The organism is Streptomyces sp. WAC04114 (assembly GCF_019733245.1).
Classification (GTDB): Bacteria; Actinomycetota; Actinomycetes; order Streptomycetales; family Streptomycetaceae; genus Streptomyces; species Streptomyces massasporeus_A.
This window is the reverse complement of record NZ_JAIGQA010000027.1, coordinates 23,966-46,773: the sequence shown is the minus strand read 5'-3', so window position 1 is coordinate 46,773 and position 22,808 is coordinate 23,966. Positions and strand designations below refer to the sequence as shown.

General features: G+C 70.7%; 18 protein-coding genes. 13 read left to right on the top strand and 5 right to left on the bottom strand.

What is annotated here, in order from left to right; all coding sequences use genetic code 11:
- Positions 1-53: 53 nt before the first annotated feature.
- From K4G64_RS10705 to K4G64_RS10695, 3 genes are all read right to left on the bottom strand, one after another.
- Positions 54-2,492, bottom strand: a complete 2,439-nt coding sequence (locus K4G64_RS10705; RefSeq protein WP_221755789.1) for a SpoIIE family protein phosphatase — start codon at positions 2,490-2,492, stop codon at positions 54-56.
- Positions 2,493-2,656: 164 nt separating this feature from the next.
- Positions 2,657-5,035 carry an MFS transporter gene (locus K4G64_RS10700; RefSeq protein ID WP_221755788.1) on the bottom strand — a complete coding sequence of 793 codons (2,379 nt, stop codon included), beginning with the start codon at positions 5,033-5,035 and terminating at the stop codon, positions 2,657-2,659.
- A 157-nt stretch (positions 5,036-5,192) separates the two neighbouring features.
- A complete protein-coding gene (locus K4G64_RS10695) occupies positions 5,193-5,636 on the bottom strand; it encodes an SRPBCC family protein (RefSeq protein ID WP_030896705.1) in 444 nt (147 codons plus the stop codon).
- A 169-nt stretch (positions 5,637-5,805) separates the two neighbouring features.
- Between K4G64_RS10695 and K4G64_RS10690 the strand changes: the two genes are divergently transcribed.
- The 4 genes from K4G64_RS10690 to K4G64_RS10675 all read left to right on the top strand — a co-directional run bounded on the left by K4G64_RS10690 (position 5,806) and on the right by K4G64_RS10675 (position 9,598).
- Entirely contained in the window at positions 5,806-6,846 is a 1,041-nt protein-coding gene (locus tag K4G64_RS10690; RefSeq protein WP_221755787.1) for an Rv2578c family radical SAM protein, read from the top strand.
- 143 nt (positions 6,847-6,989) lie between these two features.
- A complete protein-coding gene (locus K4G64_RS10685; protein ID WP_221755786.1) occupies positions 6,990-8,576 on the top strand; it encodes an alpha/beta hydrolase in 1,587 nt (528 codons plus the stop codon).
- Positions 8,577-8,636: 60 nt separating this feature from the next.
- Positions 8,637-9,074 carry a RidA family protein gene (locus K4G64_RS10680; protein ID WP_221755785.1) on the top strand — a complete coding sequence of 146 codons (438 nt, stop codon included), beginning with the start codon at positions 8,637-8,639 and terminating at the stop codon, positions 9,072-9,074.
- On the top strand, positions 9,071-9,598 hold the full coding sequence (locus K4G64_RS10675; protein ID WP_260460296.1) for a GNAT family N-acetyltransferase: 528 nt from the start codon (positions 9,071-9,073) through the stop codon (positions 9,596-9,598). Before K4G64_RS10680 ends, K4G64_RS10675 begins: the two co-directional genes overlap by 4 nt.
- Positions 9,599-9,638: 40 nt before the next feature.
- On the opposite strand, the gene K4G64_RS10670 is transcribed toward K4G64_RS10675, so the two are convergent.
- Positions 9,639-10,214, bottom strand: coding sequence for an adenylosuccinate lyase (locus tag K4G64_RS10670; protein ID WP_221755784.1), 576 nt, complete (start codon positions 10,212-10,214; stop codon positions 9,639-9,641).
- A gap of 396 nt (positions 10,215-10,610) precedes the next feature.
- Here K4G64_RS10670 and K4G64_RS10665 point away from each other — a divergent pair, with 396 nt between their 5' ends.
- From K4G64_RS10665 to pssA, 9 genes are all read left to right on the top strand, one after another.
- The gene (locus K4G64_RS10665) at positions 10,611-12,416 is read left to right on the top strand and encodes a 3-hydroxyacyl-CoA dehydrogenase family protein (protein WP_221755783.1); all 1,806 of its coding nucleotides are present in this window, start codon (positions 10,611-10,613) and stop codon (positions 12,414-12,416) included.
- A gap of 142 nt (positions 12,417-12,558) precedes the next feature.
- Positions 12,559-13,386, top strand: coding sequence for a TetR family transcriptional regulator (locus K4G64_RS10660; protein ID WP_185006715.1), 828 nt, complete (start codon positions 12,559-12,561; stop codon positions 13,384-13,386).
- A gap of 382 nt (positions 13,387-13,768) precedes the next feature.
- Positions 13,769-15,112, top strand: coding sequence for a crotonyl-CoA carboxylase/reductase (gene ccrA / locus K4G64_RS10655; protein WP_033309195.1), 1,344 nt, complete (start codon positions 13,769-13,771; stop codon positions 15,110-15,112).
- 15 nt (positions 15,113-15,127) lie between these two features.
- On the top strand, positions 15,128-17,176 hold the full coding sequence (locus K4G64_RS10650) for a protein meaA (protein ID WP_221755782.1): 2,049 nt from the start codon (positions 15,128-15,130) through the stop codon (positions 17,174-17,176).
- Positions 17,173-18,135, top strand: coding sequence for a CoA ester lyase (locus K4G64_RS10645; RefSeq protein WP_030843907.1), 963 nt, complete (start codon positions 17,173-17,175; stop codon positions 18,133-18,135). Before K4G64_RS10650 ends, K4G64_RS10645 begins: the two co-directional genes overlap by 4 nt.
- Before the next feature lie 5 nt (positions 18,136-18,140).
- The gene (locus tag K4G64_RS10640) at positions 18,141-18,653 is read left to right on the top strand and encodes a MaoC family dehydratase (RefSeq protein ID WP_062930087.1); all 513 of its coding nucleotides are present in this window, start codon (positions 18,141-18,143) and stop codon (positions 18,651-18,653) included.
- Between the two features lie 2 nt (positions 18,654-18,655).
- Positions 18,656-19,861 carry an acyl-CoA dehydrogenase family protein gene (locus tag K4G64_RS10635; RefSeq protein ID WP_221755781.1) on the top strand — a complete coding sequence of 402 codons (1,206 nt, stop codon included), beginning with the start codon at positions 18,656-18,658 and terminating at the stop codon, positions 19,859-19,861.
- Positions 19,862-20,031: 170 nt separating this feature from the next.
- Positions 20,032-20,688 carry a phosphatidylserine decarboxylase gene (locus K4G64_RS10630; RefSeq protein WP_030843916.1) on the top strand — a complete coding sequence of 219 codons (657 nt, stop codon included), beginning with the start codon at positions 20,032-20,034 and terminating at the stop codon, positions 20,686-20,688.
- Between the two features lie 58 nt (positions 20,689-20,746).
- Entirely contained in the window at positions 20,747-21,529 is a 783-nt protein-coding gene (gene pssA, locus K4G64_RS10625; protein ID WP_104780902.1) for a CDP-diacylglycerol--serine O-phosphatidyltransferase, read from the top strand.
- Between the two features lie 82 nt (positions 21,530-21,611).
- On the opposite strand, the gene K4G64_RS10620 is transcribed toward pssA, so the two are convergent.
- Entirely contained in the window at positions 21,612-22,730 is a 1,119-nt protein-coding gene (locus K4G64_RS10620) for a glycerate kinase (protein WP_221755802.1), read from the bottom strand.
- Positions 22,731-22,808: the final 78 nt, after the last annotated feature.

The following is a 22,808-nucleotide window of genomic DNA, read 5'->3' as shown; positions in this document are numbered from 1 at the left end:
CCGGCCACAAGAACGCGGCACGTACCTTCACGCCCCGTTCGGCCCGGAGATGTTCAGCGGCGCGGCAGCGTCAGCTCGAACCACACCGTCTTGCCGGACGTGGTCCGGCTGGTCCCCCACTCGCGGGACAGCGTGCTGACGACGCGCAGACCGCGTCCGGCCTCGTCGAGCGGGCCCGCGCTGAGCAGGGTCGGCAGCTCATGGTCGTCGTCGTCCACCTCGCACAGCAGGGTGTCGCCGCGGACCAGGCGCAGTGTTACGGGCCGGGAGTGGGAGTGCCGTACGGCGTTGGTGACGAGTTCACCGGCCATCAGCTCGGCGGGCGCGACGAGTTTCGCCAGGCCCCAGTCGTGCAGTTGCTCGCGGACCGCCGCGCGGGCCCGGCTCACCTCGGCCGGGTCGAGAGCCAGGCGCCATTCGGCCACGTCGTCCGGTTCGATGCCGCTCAGGCGGGCCATCAGCAGCGCCACGTCGTCCTTGCGGCCGCCGCGGCCCGCCTCTGAAAACGTCACAGCGAGGGCGCGGATGATGGTGTCGCAGGCGTCGTCCATGGACGCGGCCGGGTGCGCGGCCGACTCGCAGAGCGTCGCCAGGCCCACCCCGATGTCCTCGCCGCGCACCTCGACCAGTCCGTCGGTGCACATGACCAGGCGGTCGCCGGGCTCGACGCGCACGCGGATCGCCTCGAAGGGCACTCCCCCGACGCCGATGGGCGCGCCCGTGGGCAGGTCCAGCAGTTCGCTGCGGCCGTCCGCGGCACGGACCAGGACGGGCGGGATGTGCCCGGCGTTGGCGAGGTGGAGTTCGCTCGCGATCGGGTCGTAGACGGCGTAGAGGCAGGTCGCCAGGTAGGTGTCACCGAGGCGCTGGGCGAGGTCGTCGAGGTTGCGCAGCAGCTGGGCCGGCGGCAGGTCGAGCCCGGCCATGGTCTGCACGGCCGTCCGCAACTGGCCCATCATCGCTGCCGAGTTCAGGCCGTGGCCCATGACGTCGCCGACGACGAGGGCCGTGCGCCCGCCGTGCAGCTTCACCGCGTCGAACCAGTCGCCGCCGACCCGCCCGAGCAGCGTGCCCGGCAGATAGCGGGTGGCGATGTCACAGCCGGCCATGCGGGGCGGGATGTGCGGGAGCATGCTGTCCTGGAGCGTCTCGGCGACGTTCTCCTGGAAGGTGTACATGCGCGCGTTGTCGAGCACGAGGCCCGCGCGGGCGGCGAGTTCGGCGCCGGTGACGCGGTCCATGTCGTTGAAGACGGGCCGCTCCGGGTGCCGCAGCAGGATCATGAAGCCGAGGACGACGTTGCGGGCCTTCAGCGGCACGACCAGCATCGAGCGGCCGGTGATGAGGGGCCGGATGTCGCGCTTGTCGAACTGCGCGGCGATGGCGTGCCCCATCTCCTCGCTGATGCGCGGCACGAGGACGGGTTCGCCGCTGGTCATGCACTGGAAGAACGGGGTGTGCGCCGGGAACGGCATGGCCTCGCCGACGGGGACGACGTCGTCCCAGCGGCCCGGTTCGTCGGTGTGCTCCAGGGCGACCCGGTGCCACATGGTGGTGGTGTCGGGCACGCCGTCCTCGAACCCCTCGCCGGCGACGACCTGTTCCCGCAGGTACGTGCCGGCGACGTCGGTGAAGCGGGGCACGACGGCCCTGCTGACCTCGACGATCGTGCGGGACAGGTCGAGGGAGGTGCCGATGCGGCCGCTGACCTCGTTGAGGAATTCCAGGCGCTCACGGACGGCGGCGTATTCGAGGTCCTCGCCCTCGTCGCGCAGGTCCGCCGGCAGGGGTTCGCCGGCGGCCAGGGCCCGCGCGGCCCGTTCGCGGCGTGCCTTGCGTTCGGCGCGCCGGGCCACTCCCCAGTCGGGGGTGACGGGCACCCGGTCGTGCTGGCTGAACTCCAGGATGGGGTAACCGAGTTCGAGGATCTGGGCGACGATGCGGGCGCTCTCGCCGACGCTCATGCTGGGCAGGATCTCGGGGAGCCGGCGGGCGAGGTCCTCCGCCCCGGGGAAGTCGGTGTGCAGCGCGAAGCCGGGCGCGATCCGCTCGAACGCCCCGTCGCCCGCGCGCAGTCCCTCGGCGTCGGCGGCCAGCACGAGCAGCCGCTCAGGGCCGGGGCCCACCAGCGGGTAGGCCCACCACAGGACGTCGACGCGGCCGTCCCCGGAGGCGGTGAGCCGGGCCCGGCCCGCGGCCGGGTAGGAGAGCCCGCCCTCGAGGGAGGATTCGAGGTCGGGGCCGAGTCCGTCACCGGCGGCGTACGGGATGGTGTCCCGTTCGTCGGGCAGTGCGCCGGAGACGGGGAGCAGGTCGAGGGCGGTGCGGCCGATCGCCTCGTCCTTGGGGACGCCGAAGAGGCGCCGCGCGCCGCGGCTCCAGTGGGACACGAGGCCGTCGCGGTCGACCACGACGACGGCCAGGGGCACGCGGCCGGGCTCGGCTGGTTCGGTCACCGTGCCCTGCCCAGCCCTGTCGGTGCCATGGTCCATGGCCAGGCCCTCTCTCCCCACGGACTCAAGATCTGTGCCGGTGTCTCCACCGTACGGCTCCCGCCGGTGGCGATGTGAGGCAATGCGGGAATTGACCGCGCGGGGTTCGCACCGGCGTACGACCCCGCGCGCCGCTGCCCGTTCGGCTCGCGGCCGGTGCCGGTTCAGTCCTCGTGGCTCAGCTGCAGATCCCGCTCGGTACGGCCTCCTCCGGCGACCTGGAGCACGGTGGCGACGGGCGGGTATCCGGCGGCGATGACGGTGTACTCGCCGGAGGACAGGTCGACGAAGCGGAACGTGCCGTCGGCGCCCGTGGTGAGGGTGTCGACGACGTTGCCCGCCACGTCGAGCAGGGTCACGCGCGCGTCCTCGACGGGCCGGCCGCCGCCCGCCCGGACGGTGCCGCGCAGCACGGCCCCGCCGGCCAGTTCGATGTCCCGGCGGGTCTCGCGGGCGGCCTGGACGGTGACGGGGAGCGCGGCAGGGCGGAAGGCGGGCGCACTGGCCGCGAGGGTGTACTCACCGGCGACGAGCTCGGTGATGGCGTAGCCGCCCTCCCGGCCGCTGCGGGTGGTGGCGACGACCTCGCCGTGCACGTTGGTGAGGGTGACGGTGGCGTCCCGCACGGGTGAGCCGTCGGCGGTGACCACGGTGCCGATCAGGTTTCCGGCGCCGCCGAGGACGATGTCGAGCTCGACGGGGCGTTCGCCGACGGTCACGGTGACGGCCTGCGGCTGGTGGCCGCCGGCCGCGGCGATCAGCACGTACGAGCCCGGGCCCGGGGTGGCCAGCGCGTAGCGCCCGTCCTCGCCGCTCGCGCCGCGGCCGGTCTGCTGCCCGGTGACGTCGATGAGCGTGAGCGCCGCGCGGGGCACGACGGTCCCGTCGGGGTGCTGCACCGAGCCGCACACGGGCACGCCCGCGAGGTGCGCGGCGCGGGCCGGCGGGACCGGGACGGTCCCCGGCGCCGGGTCGGTGACGGAGGCGTTGTGGGACACCAGGGGTTTCTCCTTGAGGAAGAGGGCGATGACCAGTCCGAGGACGAGCACCGGCACCAGGTAGAGGAAGATCCGCGGCATGGCGTCGGCGTACGCCCGGATGTAGTCGTCGCGCAGGGCCGGGGGCAGCGCGTGCACGAGTTGCGGGGTGAGGGACTCGGGGTCAGGCAGCCCGGCCCGCGCGGGAAGCCGGTCGGCGAGGGCGTCGGCGAGCCGGTCGGCGAACAGGGTGCCGAAGACGGCGGCTCCGACGCTGCCGCCGATCTGCCGGAAGTAGTTGTTGGCGCTGGTGGCCGTGCCGAGGTCGGAGGGGCGTACGGAGTTCTGTACGGCGAGGATCAGCACCGGCATCACCATGCCGATGCCGGCGCCGAGGACGGCCATCCAGATGCTGTAGTGCAGCCGGGGCGTGCCGACCTCCAGGCGCGACAGCAGCCACATGCCGGTGACGGAGAGGGCGCCGCCGAGGATCGGGTAGGCCTTGTAGCGGCCGGTGTGGCTGATGAGCCGGCCGGCGATGATCGAGGCGCCGACGATGCCGGCCATCATCGGCAGCATGAGCAGGCCCGATTCTGTGGCGGAGGCCCCGTCGACCATCTGCAGGTACGTCGGCAGATAGCTGGCGGCGCCGAACAGGCCCACCCCGATCACCAGGCCGACCAGGCCGGTGACGTTGAAGACGGAGTCCCTGAACAGCCTGAGGGGGATGAGGGGTTCGACGGCGAAGTGCTCGACGACGAGGAAGAGGACGGTCGCCGCCGCCGCTCCGGCCGCGAGGCCCAGGATCATGCGCGAGTCCCAGGCGTACTCGGTGCCGCCCCAGCTGGCCAGCAGGACCAGACAGGTGGAGGCGGCGGTCAGCAGCAGCGCGCCGAGGACGTCCAGCCGGGCCCGGACGGCCGGCTTGGGGAGCTTCAGCGTGACGGCGACGACGACCAGGGTGACCAGGCCGAAGGGGACGTTGACGTAGAAGCACCAGCGCCAGGAGAGGTGGTCCGTGAAGTAGCCGCCGAGCAGCGGTCCGGCCACGGAGGCGAGGCCGAAGGCGGCGCCGATCAGGCCCATGTAGCGGCCGCGCTGCCGGGGCGGCACGATGTCCGCGATGATCGCCTGGACGCCGGTCATGAGGCCGCCCGCACCGACGCCCTGCAGGGCGCGGAAGGCGATCAGCTGGTCCATGGTCCGAGCCCGGCCCGCGAGCGCGGAGCCGACGACGAAGACGACGATCGCGAACTGGAAGACGCCCTTGCGGCCCAGCAGATCGCCGAGCTTGCCGTAGATCGGCAGTCCGACGGTGGCCGTGAGCAGGTAGGCGGTGATCGCCCAGGACATCCGGTCCAGGCCGTGCAGTTCACCGACGATCTTCGGCAGCGCGGTGGCGACGATCATCTGCTCCAGGGCGGCCAGGAGAAGGGCCGGCATGAGAGCGAGGAAGACCACCCGCACCCGGCGCGGGCTCGGTCCGGTGTCCGGACCCGGCGGGGGTGCGGGGGTGTCGGGAGGCGCTACCGCCGGTTCGTCCTGCGCCAGAGTGATCCCGCCCACTCACCGCTCCCCTCGTCGCGCTGCCGCGCAATTCCCGCGTAAAAGCGACAACTACGAGCAAGCGCGACGAGTTACGGCACAGGAGCGAGCCGTACGGAGATCACTCGAACCGGTGAGGAGGGGCAACAACCCCTGAGACGTTGAACCTTGGGGCGGACTACTTCTCGACCTCGGCGGCGAGCTTGGCCAGCATCGCGTCGTAGATCCGGCCGAGGCCCTTGGGTGCGAAGGTCTTCTCGAAGAAGCCGCCGATGCCGCCGGCGCCGGTCCAGGTGGTGGTGACGACGACCCGGGACCTGCCCTCGCCGGCCGGGGCGACTCGCCAGGTGGTGACCATGGAGGAGTTGCGGTCCTTCTCGACCAGCTCGCCGTCGGTGGGCTCGCTGACCTCCAGGAGGCAGTCGCGCACGCGCTTGCTGGTGGCCTGGAGCTTCCAGTGGACGAGGGTGCCCTCGCCGTCACCGCCCTCCCGGACCTCGTACTCGCTGAACTGCTCGGGCAGCAGCTTCGCGCGCGTGCCGCTGTAGTCGGCGAGGGCGTCGAACACCGTCTCCGCGTCCGCCGCGACGATCCGCTCCGTAGTGGCCTCGACCTGCGCCATCGCTTTCCTCCAGGACTGGTTGCTCAGGGGTCGGGGCAAGCCAACCACCCCGCTGCCCGGCCCCCCAAATCGGGGTGGCGCAACCCGGTCGAACACGTTCGGAAAACACCCTCGCACGATCAAGGGAACATGTGTTCTATTCTGTGGTCAGTGCTACCGAGGAGGCGTCATGCGCTGGGAGAACCTCACATCGGACTCCGAACACAGCCGGGCCGATGCCGCGCTGTTCGGCGCGGACGCGGTCACGACCCGCACGTTCGATACTCCGGAGTTCCGCGGAATCACCTTCCACGAGATCCGGGCCCGCTCGATCATCAACCGGGTGCCGGCGGTCTCGCGGATGTCGTTCCAGTGGACGGTCAATCCCTATCGGGGCTGCTCGCACGCGTGCGTGTACTGCTTCGCGCGCAAGACGCACAGCTACCTGGACCTCGACACGGGCCTCGGCTTCGACAGCCAGATCGTCGTCAAGACCAACGCGCCGGAGCTGCTGCACCGGCAGCTCGGCTCGCGTCGCTGGCAGGGCGAGCACATCGCGATGGGCACCAACGTCGACTGCTACCAGCGCGCCGAGGGCCGCTACCGCCTGATGCCGGGCATCATCGCGGCGCTGCGCGACCACGCGAACCCCTTCTCGATCCTGACCAAGGGCACGCTCATCCTGCGCGACCTGGACCTGATCGTCCAGGCGGCGCAGGTGACCGACGTCGGCATCTCCGTGTCGGTGGGCTTCACCGAGCAGGAGCTCTGGCGCACCGTCGAGCCCGGCACGCCCGCGCCGGAGCGGCGCCTGGAGGTCGTGCGCACCCTGGCCGAACACGGCATCGGCTGCGGGGTGCTGATGGCGCCGGTGATCCCGTTCCTGAGCGACACGCCCGCCCAACTCCGCGCCACCGTACGGGCGATCGCGGCGTCCGGCGCCACGTCCGTGACGCCGCTGGTGCTGCATCTGCGGCCCGGTGCCCGGGAGTGGTTCATGGCCTGGCTGGAGCAGCACCACCCGTACCTGGTGGCCCGTTACGAGCGGTTGTACGCGCAGGGCTCCTACGCCCCGAAGTGGTACCAGCGGCGGATCACCCGTCAGGTGCACGAGCTGGCCGAGGAGTACGGCATCGGGCCCACGCGCGCGGGGATGCCGCGGCGGATCCGGCCGGCCGAGGCGGCCGAGGAGCCTGAGGCGGCGGGACCGACCCAGCTCTCCCTCTTGTAGGAGCGGCGAGCATTCGAGCGCATCTGAGATCCAATCGGGTCATGAGCTTTACCGAATGAGTTCCTCCAGGACCGGTTTCCGGGACGATGCGGCGAGGACGGCGATCTTCGCGGTCCTTCGTCCCGCCGTCCTGGGAGGACTCCATGAGCAAACGCGCGGCCGCGCTGTGCGGAGCCGCCGTCGTCACGGCGGCGACCCTCACGGCCCTTCCCGCGGAGGCGAGCGCCCTCGGCACCGCGACCACCGGCTCCCGGACCGTGAGGCTCACCTGGAAGAGCTGTGCCACCAAGGACCACCCGACGCTGCAGTGCGCCTCGCTGAAGGTGCCGCTCGACCACCGCAGGCCGCAGGGGCAGAAGATCACCCTCGCCCTGTCCCGCGTCCCGCACACCGCCCGGACCTACCAGGGCCCGCTGCTGGTCAACCCCGGCGGCCCCGGCGGCAGCGGCCTGAAGCTCGCCGGGTTCGTCGCGCGCTCGCTGCCCGCGAAGGTCGCGGCCCAGTACGACGTCATCGGCTTCGACCCGCGCGGCGTGGGGGCGAGCAAGCCCGCGCTGAACTGCAGGCCGGGCCACTTCGACCCGGTCCGCCCCAACTCCCTGCCGACGACACCGGCGATCGAGAAGGCCAACCTCGCCCGTGCCGAGTCCTTCGCCGCCGCCTGCGGCAAGAAATACGCGCAGCTCCTGCCGTTCATCGACACCACCAGCACCGTCCGCGACATGGACGCGATCCGGCGGGCCCTGGGCGCGAAGAAGATCAACTACTTCGGCTACTCCTACGGCACCTACCTGGGCGTCGTCTACGCCAGGTTCTTCCCCGAGCGGGTGAGGCGTCTGGTCCTGGACTCCGTCGTCGACCCGACGGACGTCTGGCACGAGGCCAACCTCAACCAGGACGTGGCCTTCAACGACCGCCACCGCGCCTTCCTGGCCTGGGTCGCCGAACACAACGCCACGTACGGGCTGGGCGCCGGTCCGGAGAAGATCGAGGCCTCGTGGTACGCGATGCGCGCGGCCCTCGCCAAGAAGCCGGCCGGCGGCACGGTGGGCGCCTCGGAGCTGGAGGACACCTTCATCCCCGGCGGCTACTACAACGGCTACTGGCCGATCCTCGCGGAGGCGTTCGCGGCGTACGTGCGCGACAAGGATCCCGAGCCGCTGGTCGAGGCGTACGAGGACATCGGCGCGGTCGACGCCTCCGGCGACAACGGCTACAGCGTCTACACCGCGGTGCAGTGCCGGGACGCGGACTGGCCGCGCGACTGGCGGCGGTGGCGTGCGGACAACTGGGCGGTGTACGAGAAGGCGCCGTTCATGACCTGGAACAACGCCTGGTACAACGCGCCGTGCGCGTTCTGGCCGACGGACTCGCTGCGCCCGGTGAACGTGGCCAACGGCACGCTGCCACCGGTCCTGCTGTTCCAGGCGACCGACGACGCGGCCACGCCGTACGAGGGCGCTGTCACCGTGCATCATCTGCTGGCCCGTTCCAGCCTGGTGGTCGAGGAGGGCGGCGGCAACCACGGCATCACGCTGAGCGGCAACGCCTGCCTGGACAAGCACCTGGCGGCGTATCTGACGGACGGCACCGTGCCGCGCGGGTACGGCGAGGCGGACGCGGTGTGCGAGGCGCTGCCGGATCCCGAGCCCACGACGGCGACGGGAAAGGCGGCGTCGGCCCCGTCGAACGGCTCGGCGCTGCACGGCCTGCTCGGCTTCCGCCACTGAGCGGCTGACGGGACGCCGGGGAGGGCGGGGACAGTCAGTGCCGTGGTCCACCATGAACCCATGAGTGAGCTGACAAGAATCCCCGTCCCCGACGGACTCGCCGCCGCTAACCAATACAGCCTCCCCCAAGCTCTCGGCTTCGCTCGAGCAGGGGGTGCCCCCATCGTCCTGGGCACCGGCCGTTTCGTGGCGATCGCCGGTCAGGTCGCGCTCGACGAGCGCGGGCGGCCGGTCGGCGAGGGCGACCCGGCGGCCCAGGCGCGCCAGGTCTTCGAGAACCTCAGGCGCTGCCTGGCGGCCGCCGGCGCGACCTTCGACGACGTCGTCAAACTCACCTACTACGTCACGGACATGGCCCATGTGCCGGCCGTCCGCGCGGCCCGCGCCGAGCACATACCCGACGACCGGTTGCCCGCCGCTTCGGCGGTGCAGGTCGCGGCGCTGGTGCGGCCCGAGTTCCTGGTCGAGGTCGAGGCGTTCGCGGTGGTCGCGCCATGAGGGGCCTGCGGATACGGGAGATGACGCTCGCCGACTGCGAGGGCGTCGCGGAGGTCCGTGTCGGCGGCTGGCGCAGCGCCTACCGGGGCCTGGTGCCGCAGTCCTACCTGGACCGGCTCAGCGTCGAGGAGGACGCCGAGCGGCGTCGTGCGTACCTCGCGCAGGGCGACGGCAGTGTGGTGAACCTGGTCGCCGAGGACACCGGCGGCGAGATCGTCGGCTGGGCCTGTCACGGCCCGTACCGGGACGGGGAAGTCGGCACCGAGGACGCCGAGTTGTACGCCGTCTACGTGCACCCGGATCAGATGGGGCGGGGTGTGGGGCGGGCGCTGCTCGCCGAGTCGGTCGCGCGCTGTGCCGCCGCGGGCCACGGGCGTCTCCTGCTGTGGGTGCTCAAGGAGAACGACCGGGCCCGCCGCTTCTACGAACGGGCCGGCTTCCGGGCGGACGGCGCCGAGGAGCCCTTCGAGGTGGACGGGGTCGACGTCCCCGAGGTGCGGTACAGCAGGCCCCTTGCCCGTTGACGTCGCGATACGGCGGGCCCGGGTCCCTCCCCCGCCGTCGTCACCGCTGCTTCGGGATCCGCCCCAGCGCCCGCACCGCCGCCTCGGCGAGCGTCGGATGCGCGAGTGCCTCGTTCAGGACGGGTCTGGCCCGGGCGTCGCCCAGCGCCCCCAGCCCGTCCACACAGGCCAGGGCCACGCGGCGGTACGGGTCGTGCGGGCGCAGACGCCGCTGGAGCGTGGTGATCAGGGCGGGCACCGCCTCCGGGGCGCGCAGCTCGACCAGCAGCCGTACCGGGTGCAGGGCGTAGGCGACGCGCAGTTCGTTGGTGGCGAGGGCGGCGGCCGCGCGGGCGGTGCGCGGGTCTCCCAGCCGGGCCAGAGCATGGGCGGCGGAGGCGCAGCGCGGGGGGTCGCGATGGTTGAGCAGCAGCACCAGGGCCTCGAAGGCCCGCCGGTCCTGCGCGAGCCCCAGCCGGAACGCGGCCAGCTCCCTCGCCCACAGGTGCTGCCCGGGTTCGGTCAGTGCCGCCGCCAGGGCGTCGAGGTCGTCGGTCGCCACGAGCCGCTCGAACGCGGGCGGCGCCCCCGACTCCTGCCGTAAGCGCTCCGTGAGTGATCGCAACTCTTCGTCCATGACTCAGAGGTTAGGCGGGCCGCGAGCTGCGCGGGACGTACATCACAAACCCGGGGACTGGCGCGCTCGTTACCCGCCGGTTAAGCTCAGACGAGCGAGTTACCCACTCGTTTTCCTCGCGGCGGTCTGGTGACGCGGCTGTCGCGGGAGCAGTCGGTTCGGTGCCTCAGGTACCGCAAGTTCGGCTCGGCCCCGGGACAGGGCCGGTCGGAACCGCCGTTCCCTTCCGGGCGTGTGCACGCCCGGGGCGCGGCACCGGGCGTGTGCGCTTCGCAGCCCGGCGAACACCCGCACTTCACCACGCACCCGGTGCGCCCGTGGTCCGGCTCCTGCCGGGCCGACTCCGGCGCACCCGGAGCGCGTTCCCCGTCGTCACCCTCATCCTGGAGTCCCGCGATGGCCACTCCCCTGTCCGACCCGTCCCAGTCCCCTCTGCAGACCATCGCCGTCGTCGGCCTCGGCACGATGGGCACCGGCATCGCCGAGGTCCTCGCCAAGGCCGGCCGCACGGTCGTCGGCATCGACATCAGCGAGACCCAGGCCGCGAAGTGCGTCGCCGCACTGGAGGCCTCCACCGCCCGCGGCGTCGAGCGCGGCCGGCTGACCGAGCAGGAGCGCGCCGAGATCCTCGGCCGTGTCCGCACCTCCGCCGACCTGCACACCGCGGCCGAGGCCGACCTGGTCATCGAGGTGGCCCCGGAGTCGTACGAGATCAAGCACCAGATCTTCCGGGAGCTGGACGGGATCGTGCGCCCGGAGACGATCCTGGCGACCGGCACCAACGCCCTGTCCGTGACCCGGCTGGCCGCCGACTCCTCCCGCCCCGAGCGGGTGCTGGGCCTGCACTTCTTCAACCCCGCGCCGGCCATGAAGCTGGTCGAGGTGGTCTCCTCGGTGCTGACCGCGCCGGCGGCCGTCACCGCGGTCACCGACCTCGCGCTCGACCTGGGCAAGGAGCCCGTCGCGGTCGGGGACCGGCCCGGATTCGTCGCGGACGGCCTGCTGTTCGGCTACCTCAACCAGGCCGCCGCGATGTACGAGGCGAAGTACGCCTCCCGCGAGGACATCGACGCCGCGATGCGCCTGGGCTGCGGACTGCCCATGGGCCCGCTGGCGCTGCTCGACCTGATCGGTGTCGACACCGCGCGCACGGTCCTGGAGGCCATGTACACCTCCTCCCGCGACCGGCTGCACGCCCCGGCCCCGATCCTCAAGCAGCTCAGCGAGGCGGGTCTGACCGGCCGCAAGGCGGGGCGCGGCTTCTACACGTACGAGGCGCCGGGCAGCCCGGTCGTCGTGCGGGACGCGCTGACCCCGCAGGAGAGCGGCGACCTGGCACCCGGGCGGGAGATCCACTCGGTCGGTGTCGCGGGCTCGGGCACCATGGCCTCCGGTATCGCCGAGGTGTTCGCCAAGGGCGGGTACGAGGTGGTCCTCGCCGCCCGCAGCGCGGAGAAGGCGCAGGCCGCCAAGGCCCGGATCGGCAAGTCCCTGTCCCGTTCGGTCGACAAGGGCCGGATGACCGCGGAGGCGGCCGCCGAGACCCTGGACCGCATCACCGCCACGGGCACGTACGACGACTTCGCCGGCGTCGACCTGGCCGTGGAGGCGGTGGCCGAGGACCTGGAGGTCAAGCGGCAGCTGTTCGCGGCCCTGGACAAGGTCTGCAAGCCGGGCGCGATCCTGGCCACCACCACCTCGTCGCTGCCGGTCGTGGCCTGTGCCCGGGCCACCTCGCGCCCGCAGGACGTGATCGGCATGCACTTCTTCAACCCGGCGCCGGCCATGAAGCTGGTCGAGGTCGTCCGTACGGTGCTGACCGCCGACGACGTCCACGCGACGGTCCGCGAGGTGTGCGGCCGGATCAGGAAGCACCCGGTCGACTGCGGTGACCGGGCCGGTTTCATCGTGAACGCGCTGCTGTTCCCGTACTTGAACAACGCGATCAAGATGGTCGAGGAGCACTACGCCTCGCTCGACGACATCGACGCGGCGATGAAGCTGGGCGGCGGTTACCCGATGGGCCCGTTCGAGCTGCTGGACGTCGTCGGGCTGGACGTCTCGCTCGCCATCGAGAAGGTCCTGCACCGCGAGTTCCGCGACCCGGGGCTCGCTCCGGCGCCGCTCCTGGAGCATCTGGTGGCCGCGGGCTGCCTCGGCCGCAAGACCGGCCGTGGCTTCCGCGAATATGCCAAGCGCTGAGCGTCCCGGCGACTGGTTCCGGTCCGGCGCGGAGTGGGGCGGCCTGCTCGGCCCGGACCGGTTCCACCCGGCCGGCCGGGCCGCCCCCGACCCGCCCTCCGGCGGCGGAGGAGAACCGGGTCATGCGCGGCGAGCTGCGCACATGCAGTACGTTCAGGGCATGCCCCAGCCCGCCAAGTCCTCACGTACACCCGCCACGGCCGACGCGCCGGAGAGTGCCGCCGGCTCTCGCGCCGCCGCCCAGCGGCTCAAGATGCGCCGGGAACTGGCGGCCGCCGCGATGGAGCTGTTCGCGACCAAGGGGTACGAGGCGACCACCGTCGACGAGATCGCGGCCCAGGCCGGGGTCGCCCGCCGCACCTTCTTTCGCCACTTCCGCTCCAAGGAAGAGGCGATCTTCCCCGATCACGACGACACCCTGATCCGCGCCGAGGCGGTGCTCAACGCAGCGCCCGCGCACGAGCATCCACTCGACACGGTGTGCCGCGGCATCAAGGAAGTCATGCGGATGTACGCGGCCCGGCCGGAGATCTCGGTGGCCCGCTACAAGCTGACGCGCGAGGTGCCCACCCTGCGCGAGGCGGAGATCGCCTCGGTGGCCCGCTACGAGCGCCTCTTCACCCGCTATCTCCTCGGCCACTTCGACGAGCGCGCGCACGCCGACGACGCCAACGACGACCCGCTGCTGGCGGAGGTCGCCGCGTCGGCGGTCGTCACCGCCCACAACCACGTCCTGCGGCGCTGGCTGCGCGCGGGCGGCCAGGGGGACGTGGAGGCGCAGCTGGACCACGCGTTCGCGATCGTGCGCAAGACCTTCGGCTCGGGCATCGGGGCCGGCCGCTCGACGGAGCCGCAGCCGGCCGTGGCCACGGCCTCCACGCAGGGCGAGGTACTGGTGACCGTCGCCCGCACCGACGCACCGCTCGACGAGGTCATGAGGACGATCGAGCAGGCTCTCAAGGAGCGCTGAGCACTCCTTCACCCGTGTGATGACGGCCACCCCTCGGGGTGGCCGTTTTGGCATGTCAGGGGCCGTTTTGCAGGCCCTTGAAGAGCCCATTCGATCGATCATCGCTCATTTGTTACGTAAAGATTTCATCTGAGATCAAGTTCTGGCACTCAGTGCCTTGCGGGGTGACACGCGGTGTCATACGTTGAAGAGGTCCGGACGACGTCCCGGCAAGCTCACCCGCTTGTCCGCCCGGGCGCCTGCGTCACAGGCAACCTCCCGCGCCACCCAGCGCTGCCGATCAGCACCACCGCCGAACCGACGGCACACCCTCAACCCTCAGCAGCACCGACGTAACCATCGGCGCCCCTCCCTCAGGGCGCTCACCGCCGGAGGCAACACCGTGACCGTTAAGGACATCCTGGCCGCGATCCAGTCGCCCGACTCCACGTCGGAGGACTTCGCCGCCCTCCAGATCCCCGAGTCGTACCGCGCGATCACCGTGCACAAGGACGAGACGGAGATGTTCGCCGGACTCGCCACGCGCGACAAGGACCCCCGCAAGTCGATCCACCTCGACGAGGTGCCGCTGCCCGAGCTCGGCCCGGGCGAGGCGCTCGTGGCCGTCATGGCCTCCTCGGTCAACTACAACTCGGTGTGGACGTCGATCTTCGAGCCGCTGTCCACCTTCGGCTTCCTGGAGCGCTACGGCCGCACCAACGAGCTGGCCAAGCGCCACGACCTGCCGTACCACATCATCGGCTCCGACCTCGCGGGCGTCGTCCTGCGCACCGGCCCGGGCGTCAACGCCTGGCGGCCCGGTGACGAGGTCGTCGCGCACTGTCTGTCCGTCGAGCTGGAGTCCAGCGACGGCCACAACGACACGATGCTCGACCCCGAGCAGCGCATCTGGGGCTTCGAGACCAACTTCGGCGGCCTCGCCGAGATCGCCCTGGTCAAGTCCAACCAGCTGATGCCGAAGCCCGACCACCTGTCGTGGGAGGAGGCCGCCGCCCCCGGCCTGGTCAACTCCACCGCCTACCGGCAGCTGGTCTCCCGCAACGGCGCCGGCATGAAGCAGGGCGACAACGTCCTGATCTGGGGCGCGAGCGGCGGACTCGGCAGCTACGCCACCCAGTTCGCGCTGGCCGGCGGCGCCAACCCGATCTGCGTCGTCTCCAGCGAGCAGAAGGCGGACATCTGCCGCTCGATGGGCGCCGAGGCGATCATCGACCGCAGCGCCGAGGGCTACAAGTTCTGGAAGGACGAGACCACCCAGGACCCGAAGGAGTGGAAGCGCTTCGGCAAGCGCATCCGCGAGTTCACCGACGGCGAGGACATCGACATCGTCTTCGAGCACCCGGGCCGCGAGACCTTCGGCGCGTCGGTCTTCGTCACCCGCAAGGGCGGCACCATCACCACCTGCGCCTCGACCTCGGGCTACATGCACGAGTACGACAACCGCTACCTGTGGATGTCGCTGAAGCGGATCATCGGCTCGCACTTCGCCAACTACCGTGAGGCCTGGGAGGCCAACCGGCTCATCGCGAAGGGCAAGATCCACCCCACTCTGTCGAAGGTGTACTCCCTCGAGGACACCGGCCAGGCCGCCTACGACGTGCACCGCAACCTCCACCAGGGCAAGGTCGGCGTCCTGTGCATGGCCCCCGAGGAGGGCCTGGGCGTGCGCGACCACGAGAAGCGCGCCAAGCACATCGACGCCATCAACCGCTTCCGCAACATCTGAGACCCGGGGTCATAGATGACTGAGCGTCAGCCCGCCGAAGGTGTGCGGCAGAAGGACCGGCCGTGGCTCATGCGCACGTACGCCGGTCACTCCACGGCCGAGGCGTCCAACGAGCTGTACCGGCGCAACCTCGCCAAGGGCCAGACAGGTCTGTCGGTGGCGTTCGACCTGCCGACGCAGACCGGCTACGACTCCGACCACATCCTCGCCCGCGGCGAGGTCGGCCGGGTCGGCGTGCCGATCGCGCACGTCGGTGACATGCGCCGGCTGTTCCAGGACATCCCCCTGGAGCAGATGAACACCTCGATGACGATCAACGCCACCGCCATGTGGCTGCTGGCGCTCTACCAGGTCGTCGCCGAGGAGCAGGGCGCGGACATCACCAAGCTCCAGGGCACGACCCAGAACGACATCGTCAAGGAGTACCTGTCCCGGGGCACGCACGTGTTCCCGCCAGGGCCCTCGCTCCGCCTGACGACGGACATGATCGCGTACACGGTCTCCCACCTCCCGAAGTGGAACCCGATCAACATCTGCAGCTACCACCTGCAGGAGGCGGGCGCCACACCGGTCCAGGAGATCGCGTACGCGATGTCCACCGCGATCGCCGTCCTCGACGCCGTGCGCGACTCCGGCCAGGTGCCGCAGGAGCGCATGGGCGACGTCGTGGCACGCATCTCGTTCTTCGTGAACGCGGGCGTCCGCTTCATCGAGGAGATGTGCAAGATGCGGGCGTTCGGCCGCATCTGGGACCGCATCACCCGCGAGCGCTACGGCATCGAGAACCCCAAGCAGCGCCGCTTCCGCTACGGCGTCCAGGTCAACTCCCTGGGCCTGACGGAGGCGCAGCCGGAGAACAACGTCCAGCGGATCGTGCTGGAGATGCTCGCCGTCACCCTCTCCAAGGACGCCCGCGCGCGTGCCGTGCAGCTGCCCGCCTGGAACGAGGCCCTCGGACTGCCCCGCCCCTGGGACCAGCAGTGGTCGCTGCGCATCCAGCAGGTGCTGGCGTACGAGAGCGACCTGCTGGAGTACGAGGACATCTTCGAGGGCTCGAAGGTCATCGAGGCGAAGGTCGACCGGCTGGTCGAGGAGTCGTTCGCCGAGATCGACCGCATCCAGGAGATGGGCGGCGCGATGGCGGCCGTCGAGTCCGGCTACCTCAAGTCGCAGCTGGTCGCCTCGCACGCCGAGCGCCGGGGCCGGATCGAGTCCGGCCAGGAGAAGATCATCGGCGTCAACATCTTCGAGGGCACCGAGCCGAACCCGCTGACCGCCGACCTGGACACCGCGATCCAGACGGTGGACCCGGCGGTCGAGGCCCGGGTCATCGCCGGCCTGGAGCGGTGGCGCGACAGCCGCTACCAGCCGCCCTTCAACCACCCGCGGCCCTGCAAGGCCCTGGAGCGGCTGAAGGAGGCCGCGCGCGGCAACGAGAACCTCATGGAGGCCACCCTGGAGTGCGCGCGCGCCGGGGCGACGACCGGCGAGTGGGCCGGGGCCCTGCGCGAGGTGTTCGGCGAGTTCCGGGCTCCCACGGGTGTCTCCTCGGCACCAGTGGCCGTTCCGGTCGAGGAGGGCAGCGCGCTCGCCGTGGTCCGCCGCAAGGTCGACCTCACGGCCAAGGACCTGAACGTGGGCAAGCTGCGCTTCCTGGTCGGCAAGCCGGGCCTGGACGGGCACTCCAACGGCGCCGAGCAGATCGCGGTGCGCGCCCGGGACGCCGGCTTCGAGGTGGTCTACCAAGGCATCCGGCTGACGCCCGAGCAGATCGTGGACGCGGCCCTCGCCGAGGACGTGCACGCGGTGGGCCTGTCCATCCTGTCCGGCTCGCACGCCCAGCTGGTGCCGGACGTCCTCGAACGGCTGCGTGTGGCCGGTGCCACAGACATCCCCGTGATCGCCGGTGGCATCATCCCGAATGGTGACGCCGAGCAGCTCAGGGAAGCCGGAGTGGCCGCGGTCTTCACCCCGAAGGACTTCGACATCACCGGAATCATCGGCCGCATCGTCGACGAGATCCGGAAAGCGAACAAGCTCGACCCCCTGGAGGTCCCCGCATGACCACGGTCAACCGCCTTCGCCCCCGGCGTTCCTGCCTGGCGGTACCGGGCTCGAACCCGCGCTTCCTGGAGAAGGCCCAGGGCCTCCCGGCCGACCAGGTCTTCCTCGACCTGGAGGACGCGTGCGCCCCGCTCGCCAAGCCCGAGGCGCGGCACACCATCGTCAAGTTCCTCAACGAGGGTGACTGGACGGGCAAGACGCGGGTCGTGCGCGTCAACGACTGGACGACCGAGTGGACGTACCGCGACGTCGTCACGGTCGTCGAGGGCGCCGGCCAGAACCTCGACTGCATCATGCTGCCGAAGGTGCAGACGGCCCAGCAGGTCGTCGCCCTGGACCTGCTGCTGACGCAGATCGAGAAGACGATGGGCTTCGAGGTCGGCAAGATCGGCATCGAGGCGCAGATCGAGAACGCGCAGGGTCTGAACAACGTCAACGAGATCGCGCAGGCCTCCCCGCGTGTCGAGACCATCATCTTCGGCCCGGCCGACTTCATGGCGTCCATCAACATGAAGTCGCTGGTCGTGGGCGAGCAGCCGCCCGGCTACCCGGCGGACGCCTACCACTACATCCTGATGAAGATCCTGATGGCCGCCCGCGCCAACAACCTCCAGGCGATCGACGGTCCCTACCTGCAGATCCGCAACATCGACGGCTACCGCGAGGTCGCCCAGCGCGCCGCCGCGCTCGGCTTCGACGGCAAGTGGGTGCTGCACCCGGGCCAGGTCGAGGCGTCCAACGAGATCTTCTCGCCGTCGCAGGAGGACTACGACCACGCCGAGCTGATCCTGGACGCGTACGACTACTACACGTCCGAGGCGGGCGGCAAGAAGGGCTCGGCGATGCTCGGCGACGAGATGATCGACGAGGCCAGCCGCAAGATGGCGCTCGTCATCTCCGGCAAGGGCCGCGCGGCGGGCATGCAGCGCACCAGCAAGTTCGAGATCCCGGAGGGCTGAGCGCGATGCAGTTCGGACGCACCTACGAGGAGTTCGAGGTCGGCGCGACGTACAAGCACTGGCCGGGCAAGACGGTCACGGAGTACGACGACCACCTGTTCTGTCTCCTCACCATGAACCACCACCCGCTCCACATGGACACGAACTATGCGGAGAAGACGACGGACTTCGGCAAAAACGTCGTCGTCGGGAACTACATCTACTCGCTGCTGCTCGGCATGTCCGTGCCGGACATCTCCGGCAAGGCGATCGCCAACCTGGAGATCGAGTCGCTGAAGCACGTGGCGCCGACCTTCCACGGCGACACGGTCTACGGCCAGACGACGGTGCTCGACAAGTGGCCGTCGAAGTCGAAGAACGACCGCGGCATCGTCTACGTCGAGACCAAGGGCTACAAGCAGGACGGCACGCTGGTCTGCGTGTTCCGCCGCAAGGTGATGGTGCCGACCGAGACGTACATCAAGGAGCGCGGCGGCGAGCAGCCCGGCCGCCCCGAGCTCAGGGAGCAGGAGAAGTAGCCATGGCGCGACTCGCCCAGACCGCCGGTCTGACGGACATCCAGCAGGAGATCCTGTCCACCGTCCGGGACTTCGTGGACAAGGAGATCATTCCGGTCGCGACCGAGCTGGAGCACCGCGACGAGTACCCGCAGCAGATCGTCGACGGGCTGAAGGAGTTGGGCCTGTTCGGCCTGATGATCCCCGAGGAGTACGGGGGTCTGGGTGAGTCGCTCCTGACCTACGCGCTGTGCGTGGAGGAGATCGCCCGCGGGTGGATGTCGGTGTCCGGCATCATCAACACCCACTTCATCGTGGCGTACATGCTCAAGCAGCACGGCACGCAGGAGCAGAAGGACCACTTCCTGCCGAGGATGGCGGCCGGCGACATCCGGGGCGCGTTCTCGATGTCGGAGCCGGCGCTCGGCTCGGACGTGTCGGCGATCTCGTCGAAGGCGGTGAAGGACGGCGAGGAGTACGTCCTGAACGGCCAGAAGATGTGGCTGACGAACGGCGGAACGTCGTCTCTGGTGGCCGTTCTGGTCAGAAGTGACGAAGGTCACCCCGAGGGTACGGCGCCCCACAAGTCGATGACGACCTTCCTCGTCGAGAAGGAGCCCGGATTCGGCGAGGTGCGTCCCGGCCTCACGATCCCCGGCAAGATCGACAAGATGGGCTACAAGGGGGTCGACACCACCGAGCTCATCATGGATGGCCTGCGGATTCCCGCCGATCGTGTGCTCGGCGGGGTCACCGGACGCGGCTTCTACCAGATGATGGACGGCGTCGAGGTCGGCCGCGTCAACGTGGCGGCACGTGGTTGTGGTGTCGCTCAGCGTGCGTTCGAACTGGGCGTCCAGTACGCGCAGCAGCGCCACACCTTCGGCAAGCCGATCGCCCAGCACCAGGCCATCCAGTTCAAGCTGGCCGAGATGGCTACCAAGGTCGAGGCCGCCCATGCGATGATGGTGAACGCAGCACGCAAAAAGGACTCCGGGGAGCGAAACGACCTCGAGGCCGGGATGGCGAAGTACCTCGCCTCCGAGTACTGCAAGGAGGTCGTCGAAGACGCCTTCCGGATCCACGGCGGCTACGGCTTCTCCAAGGAGTACGAGATCGAGCGCCTCTACCGTGAGGCTCCGATGCTGCTCATCGGTGAAGGCACCGCCGAGATCCAGAAAATGATCATCGGCAGGCGGCTGCTCGAAGAGTATCGCTTCCAGGGCTAGATGTCCGGATACGGGGTGTTTTCTTGGAGAAGAAGATCACACCCCGTTCATACTCTTCTGCCGCCGACTCGGCTGCCTGGCTTACCCAGTTACGGCTCCGAGCCGCTACGATCGCCGGAAAGCCGCCGTCCCCCGTCAGAGTGCGGCATCATCCGCTACGAAGGTCATCCATGCCCCACAGCCAAACCTCTGCACCACGCGACAGCCGGGCCGGCGTACGCCTCGCGCGCGGAGCATCGCCGTGGCTCCTTCCGACCGTCGCCACCGCAGCCCTCAGCCTGGCCCGGGCCCGGCGTTCCGGCGCCGCCAAGGCCGTCGCCGTTCCCGCCACCGCGCTGGCGGCGGGAATGCTGTGGTTCTTCCGCGACCCCGAGCGCGAGATCACCCAGGGCCGGGTCATCTCGCCCGCCGACGGTGTGGTGCAGAGCATCATGCCGTGGAAGGACGGCCGCACGCGCGTCGCGATCTTCATGAGCCCGCTGAACGTCCACGTCAACCGTGCGCCCCTCGCGGGCACGGTGACGTCGGTCGAGCACGTACCCGGTGGCTTCGTTCCCGCCTTCAACAAGGAGAGCGAGAACAACGAGCGTGTCGTCTGGCACTTCGACACCGAGCTCGGTGATATCGAGATGATCCAGATCGCCGGCGCGGTCGCCCGTCGCATCGTCCCCTACCTGCCCCAGGGCACCAAGGTCGAGCAGGGCGAGCGGATCGGCCTGATCCGCTTCGGCTCGCGTGTCGACCTCTACCTGCCCGAGGGCGTGGAGGTCGCGGTCGAGGTCGGTCAGAAGACCGTGGCTGGGGTGACTCGCATTGACCGTGATTGATCCTGATACCAAGGCCGGCTGGGTCCCGGAGGCCGACGAGGTCGACGAAGAAGAGGAGATGCCCCTCTCTCTTCGGCTGTCGATAGCGGACACGCTGACCCTCGGCAACGCCACGTGCGGCTTCATGGCGGTGTACTTCACCACCACCGGCATCCTGATCCCGGACCTCATGGGCAGCCAGGAGTCCGGCATGGCGCGCAACAGCGCGGCCACGGCGGTCATCCTGATGCTGTGCGCGGCGGTCTTCGACCTGTTCGACGGCCTGGTGGCGCGCAAGCTGCGCTCCTCCCCCATGGGCGCCGAGCTGGACAACCTCTCCGACCTGATCAGCTTCGGCCTGGCGCCGGCGTACTTCGTCCTCGTCTACGGCATGGTGGCGGAGGGCGCGTACCAGCGGGTCGCGGCGGTCGGGGCGATCGTGGTGCTGCTGGCGGTGGTGCTGCGGCTTGCCCGATTCTCGTGCGTCACGGTCAAGGACGGCACCTTCCAGGGCATGCCGTCGCCGTTCGGCGCACTGACGGTCGTGTCCATCGTGCTGCTGGAGCTGCCCTTCGTGGCGACGCTGCTGGCGATCCTGGGCACGGCGTGGCTGATGGTGAGCCGCGTGGAGTACCCGAAGCCGCGTGGCCGGCTCGCGGTGGCGATGCTGTCGTGGATCGTGGTGGGCATGGGCATGATGGCGGCCTGGGCGTTCGACGCGCCGAGCGGTCAGCTGCTGCTCCAGACGGGGTGTGCGCTCCAGCTGGTCATGGGCGCGGTGATTCCGCTGTTCGCGACGGCCCGCCGGGTGAACAACTTCCGCGACAACCGCCGCGAGGCACGGGCGGCGCAGCTGCCGTAACGAAGCGACCGTACGACGAAGAAGGCCCCGAGCTCTCGGCTCGGGGCCTTCTTCGTATCTCGGTGCCCTTCTTCGTGTCCGCTCAGGTCAGGAAGTCCCGCGCGATCCGCTCCGCCACCCGTTCCAGGATCGGCCCGGCCTCCGCGATGCACTTCGCCACGTCCGGTTCCGCGTCCGTCAGGGGGTAGGCCCGGCGGAAACCGGCCCGGCCCAGCGTCGCGGGCGGCAGGGCGAGGCGGCCGCAGACCGCCACGACGTCCTTGTCGGCGGCGCGGGCCGCCGCTGCGACGCCGGCCGGGGCCTTGCCGTGGAGGGTCTGCTCGTCGAGGGAGCCCTCGCCGGTGATGACCAGGTCGGCGCGGTCCAGAGCGGGTGCGAAGCCCAGGACGTCGAGCATCACCTCGATGCCGGGGCGGAACCGGGCGCCCAGCAGCAGGGCGCCGTAGCCGATGCCGCCCGCCGCGCCGGCGCCCGGCGACGCCGCGTACTCGGCGGTCTCGGGGCCGGCCGCGCCCTGAAGCACCTTCGCGTAGTGCGCGAGGGCGGTGTCCAGGGCCGCCACGTCGTCGGGCGAGGCGCCCTTCTGCGGGCCGTAGACCGCGGGTGCGCCCTTCGGGCCGGTCAGCGGGTTGTCGACGTCGCTGGCGAGGACCAGTTCGACCTCGGTGAGGCGCGGGTCCAGTCCCGACAGGTCGGCCGTGGCCAGCTCGGCCAGTCCGCCGCCGCCCGGGGGCACCGGCTCTCCGTCGGCGTCCAGGAACCGGGCGCCCAGCGCGGACAGCATCCCGGCGCCGCCGTCGGTGGTGGCGCTGCCGCCGACCCCGAAGACGATCGTGCGGGCGCCCGCGTCGAGAGCGGCCCGCAGCAGCTCGCCGGAGCCGTACGTGGACGCCGTGAGCGGGGCGAAGACCCCGGCGGGCAGCCGTTGCAGCCCGCTCGCCTCGGCCATCTCCACGACCGCGGTGCCCTCGCGCAGCGCGTACGCCGCCGTCACCTCGTCGCCGAGGGGACCGGCGACCCGTACCTCCCGGCGCTCGAATCCGGCCGCGACGGCCGCGGCCACGGTCCCGTCGCCGCCGTCGGCCACGGGCAGCGCCTCGACCTCCAGGTCCGGCAGGACCCGGCGCAGTCCGGCCGTGACCCGCTCGGCGACCTCGACGGCCGTCAGCGACCCCTTGAACTTGTCCGCGGCGACGAGCACCCGCTGTGTCGTCCGGGTGTCGCTCACTGCAGCGTCAGCCACTTGCATCCCCTTGCTCTCCGGGCCCTCACGCATGTC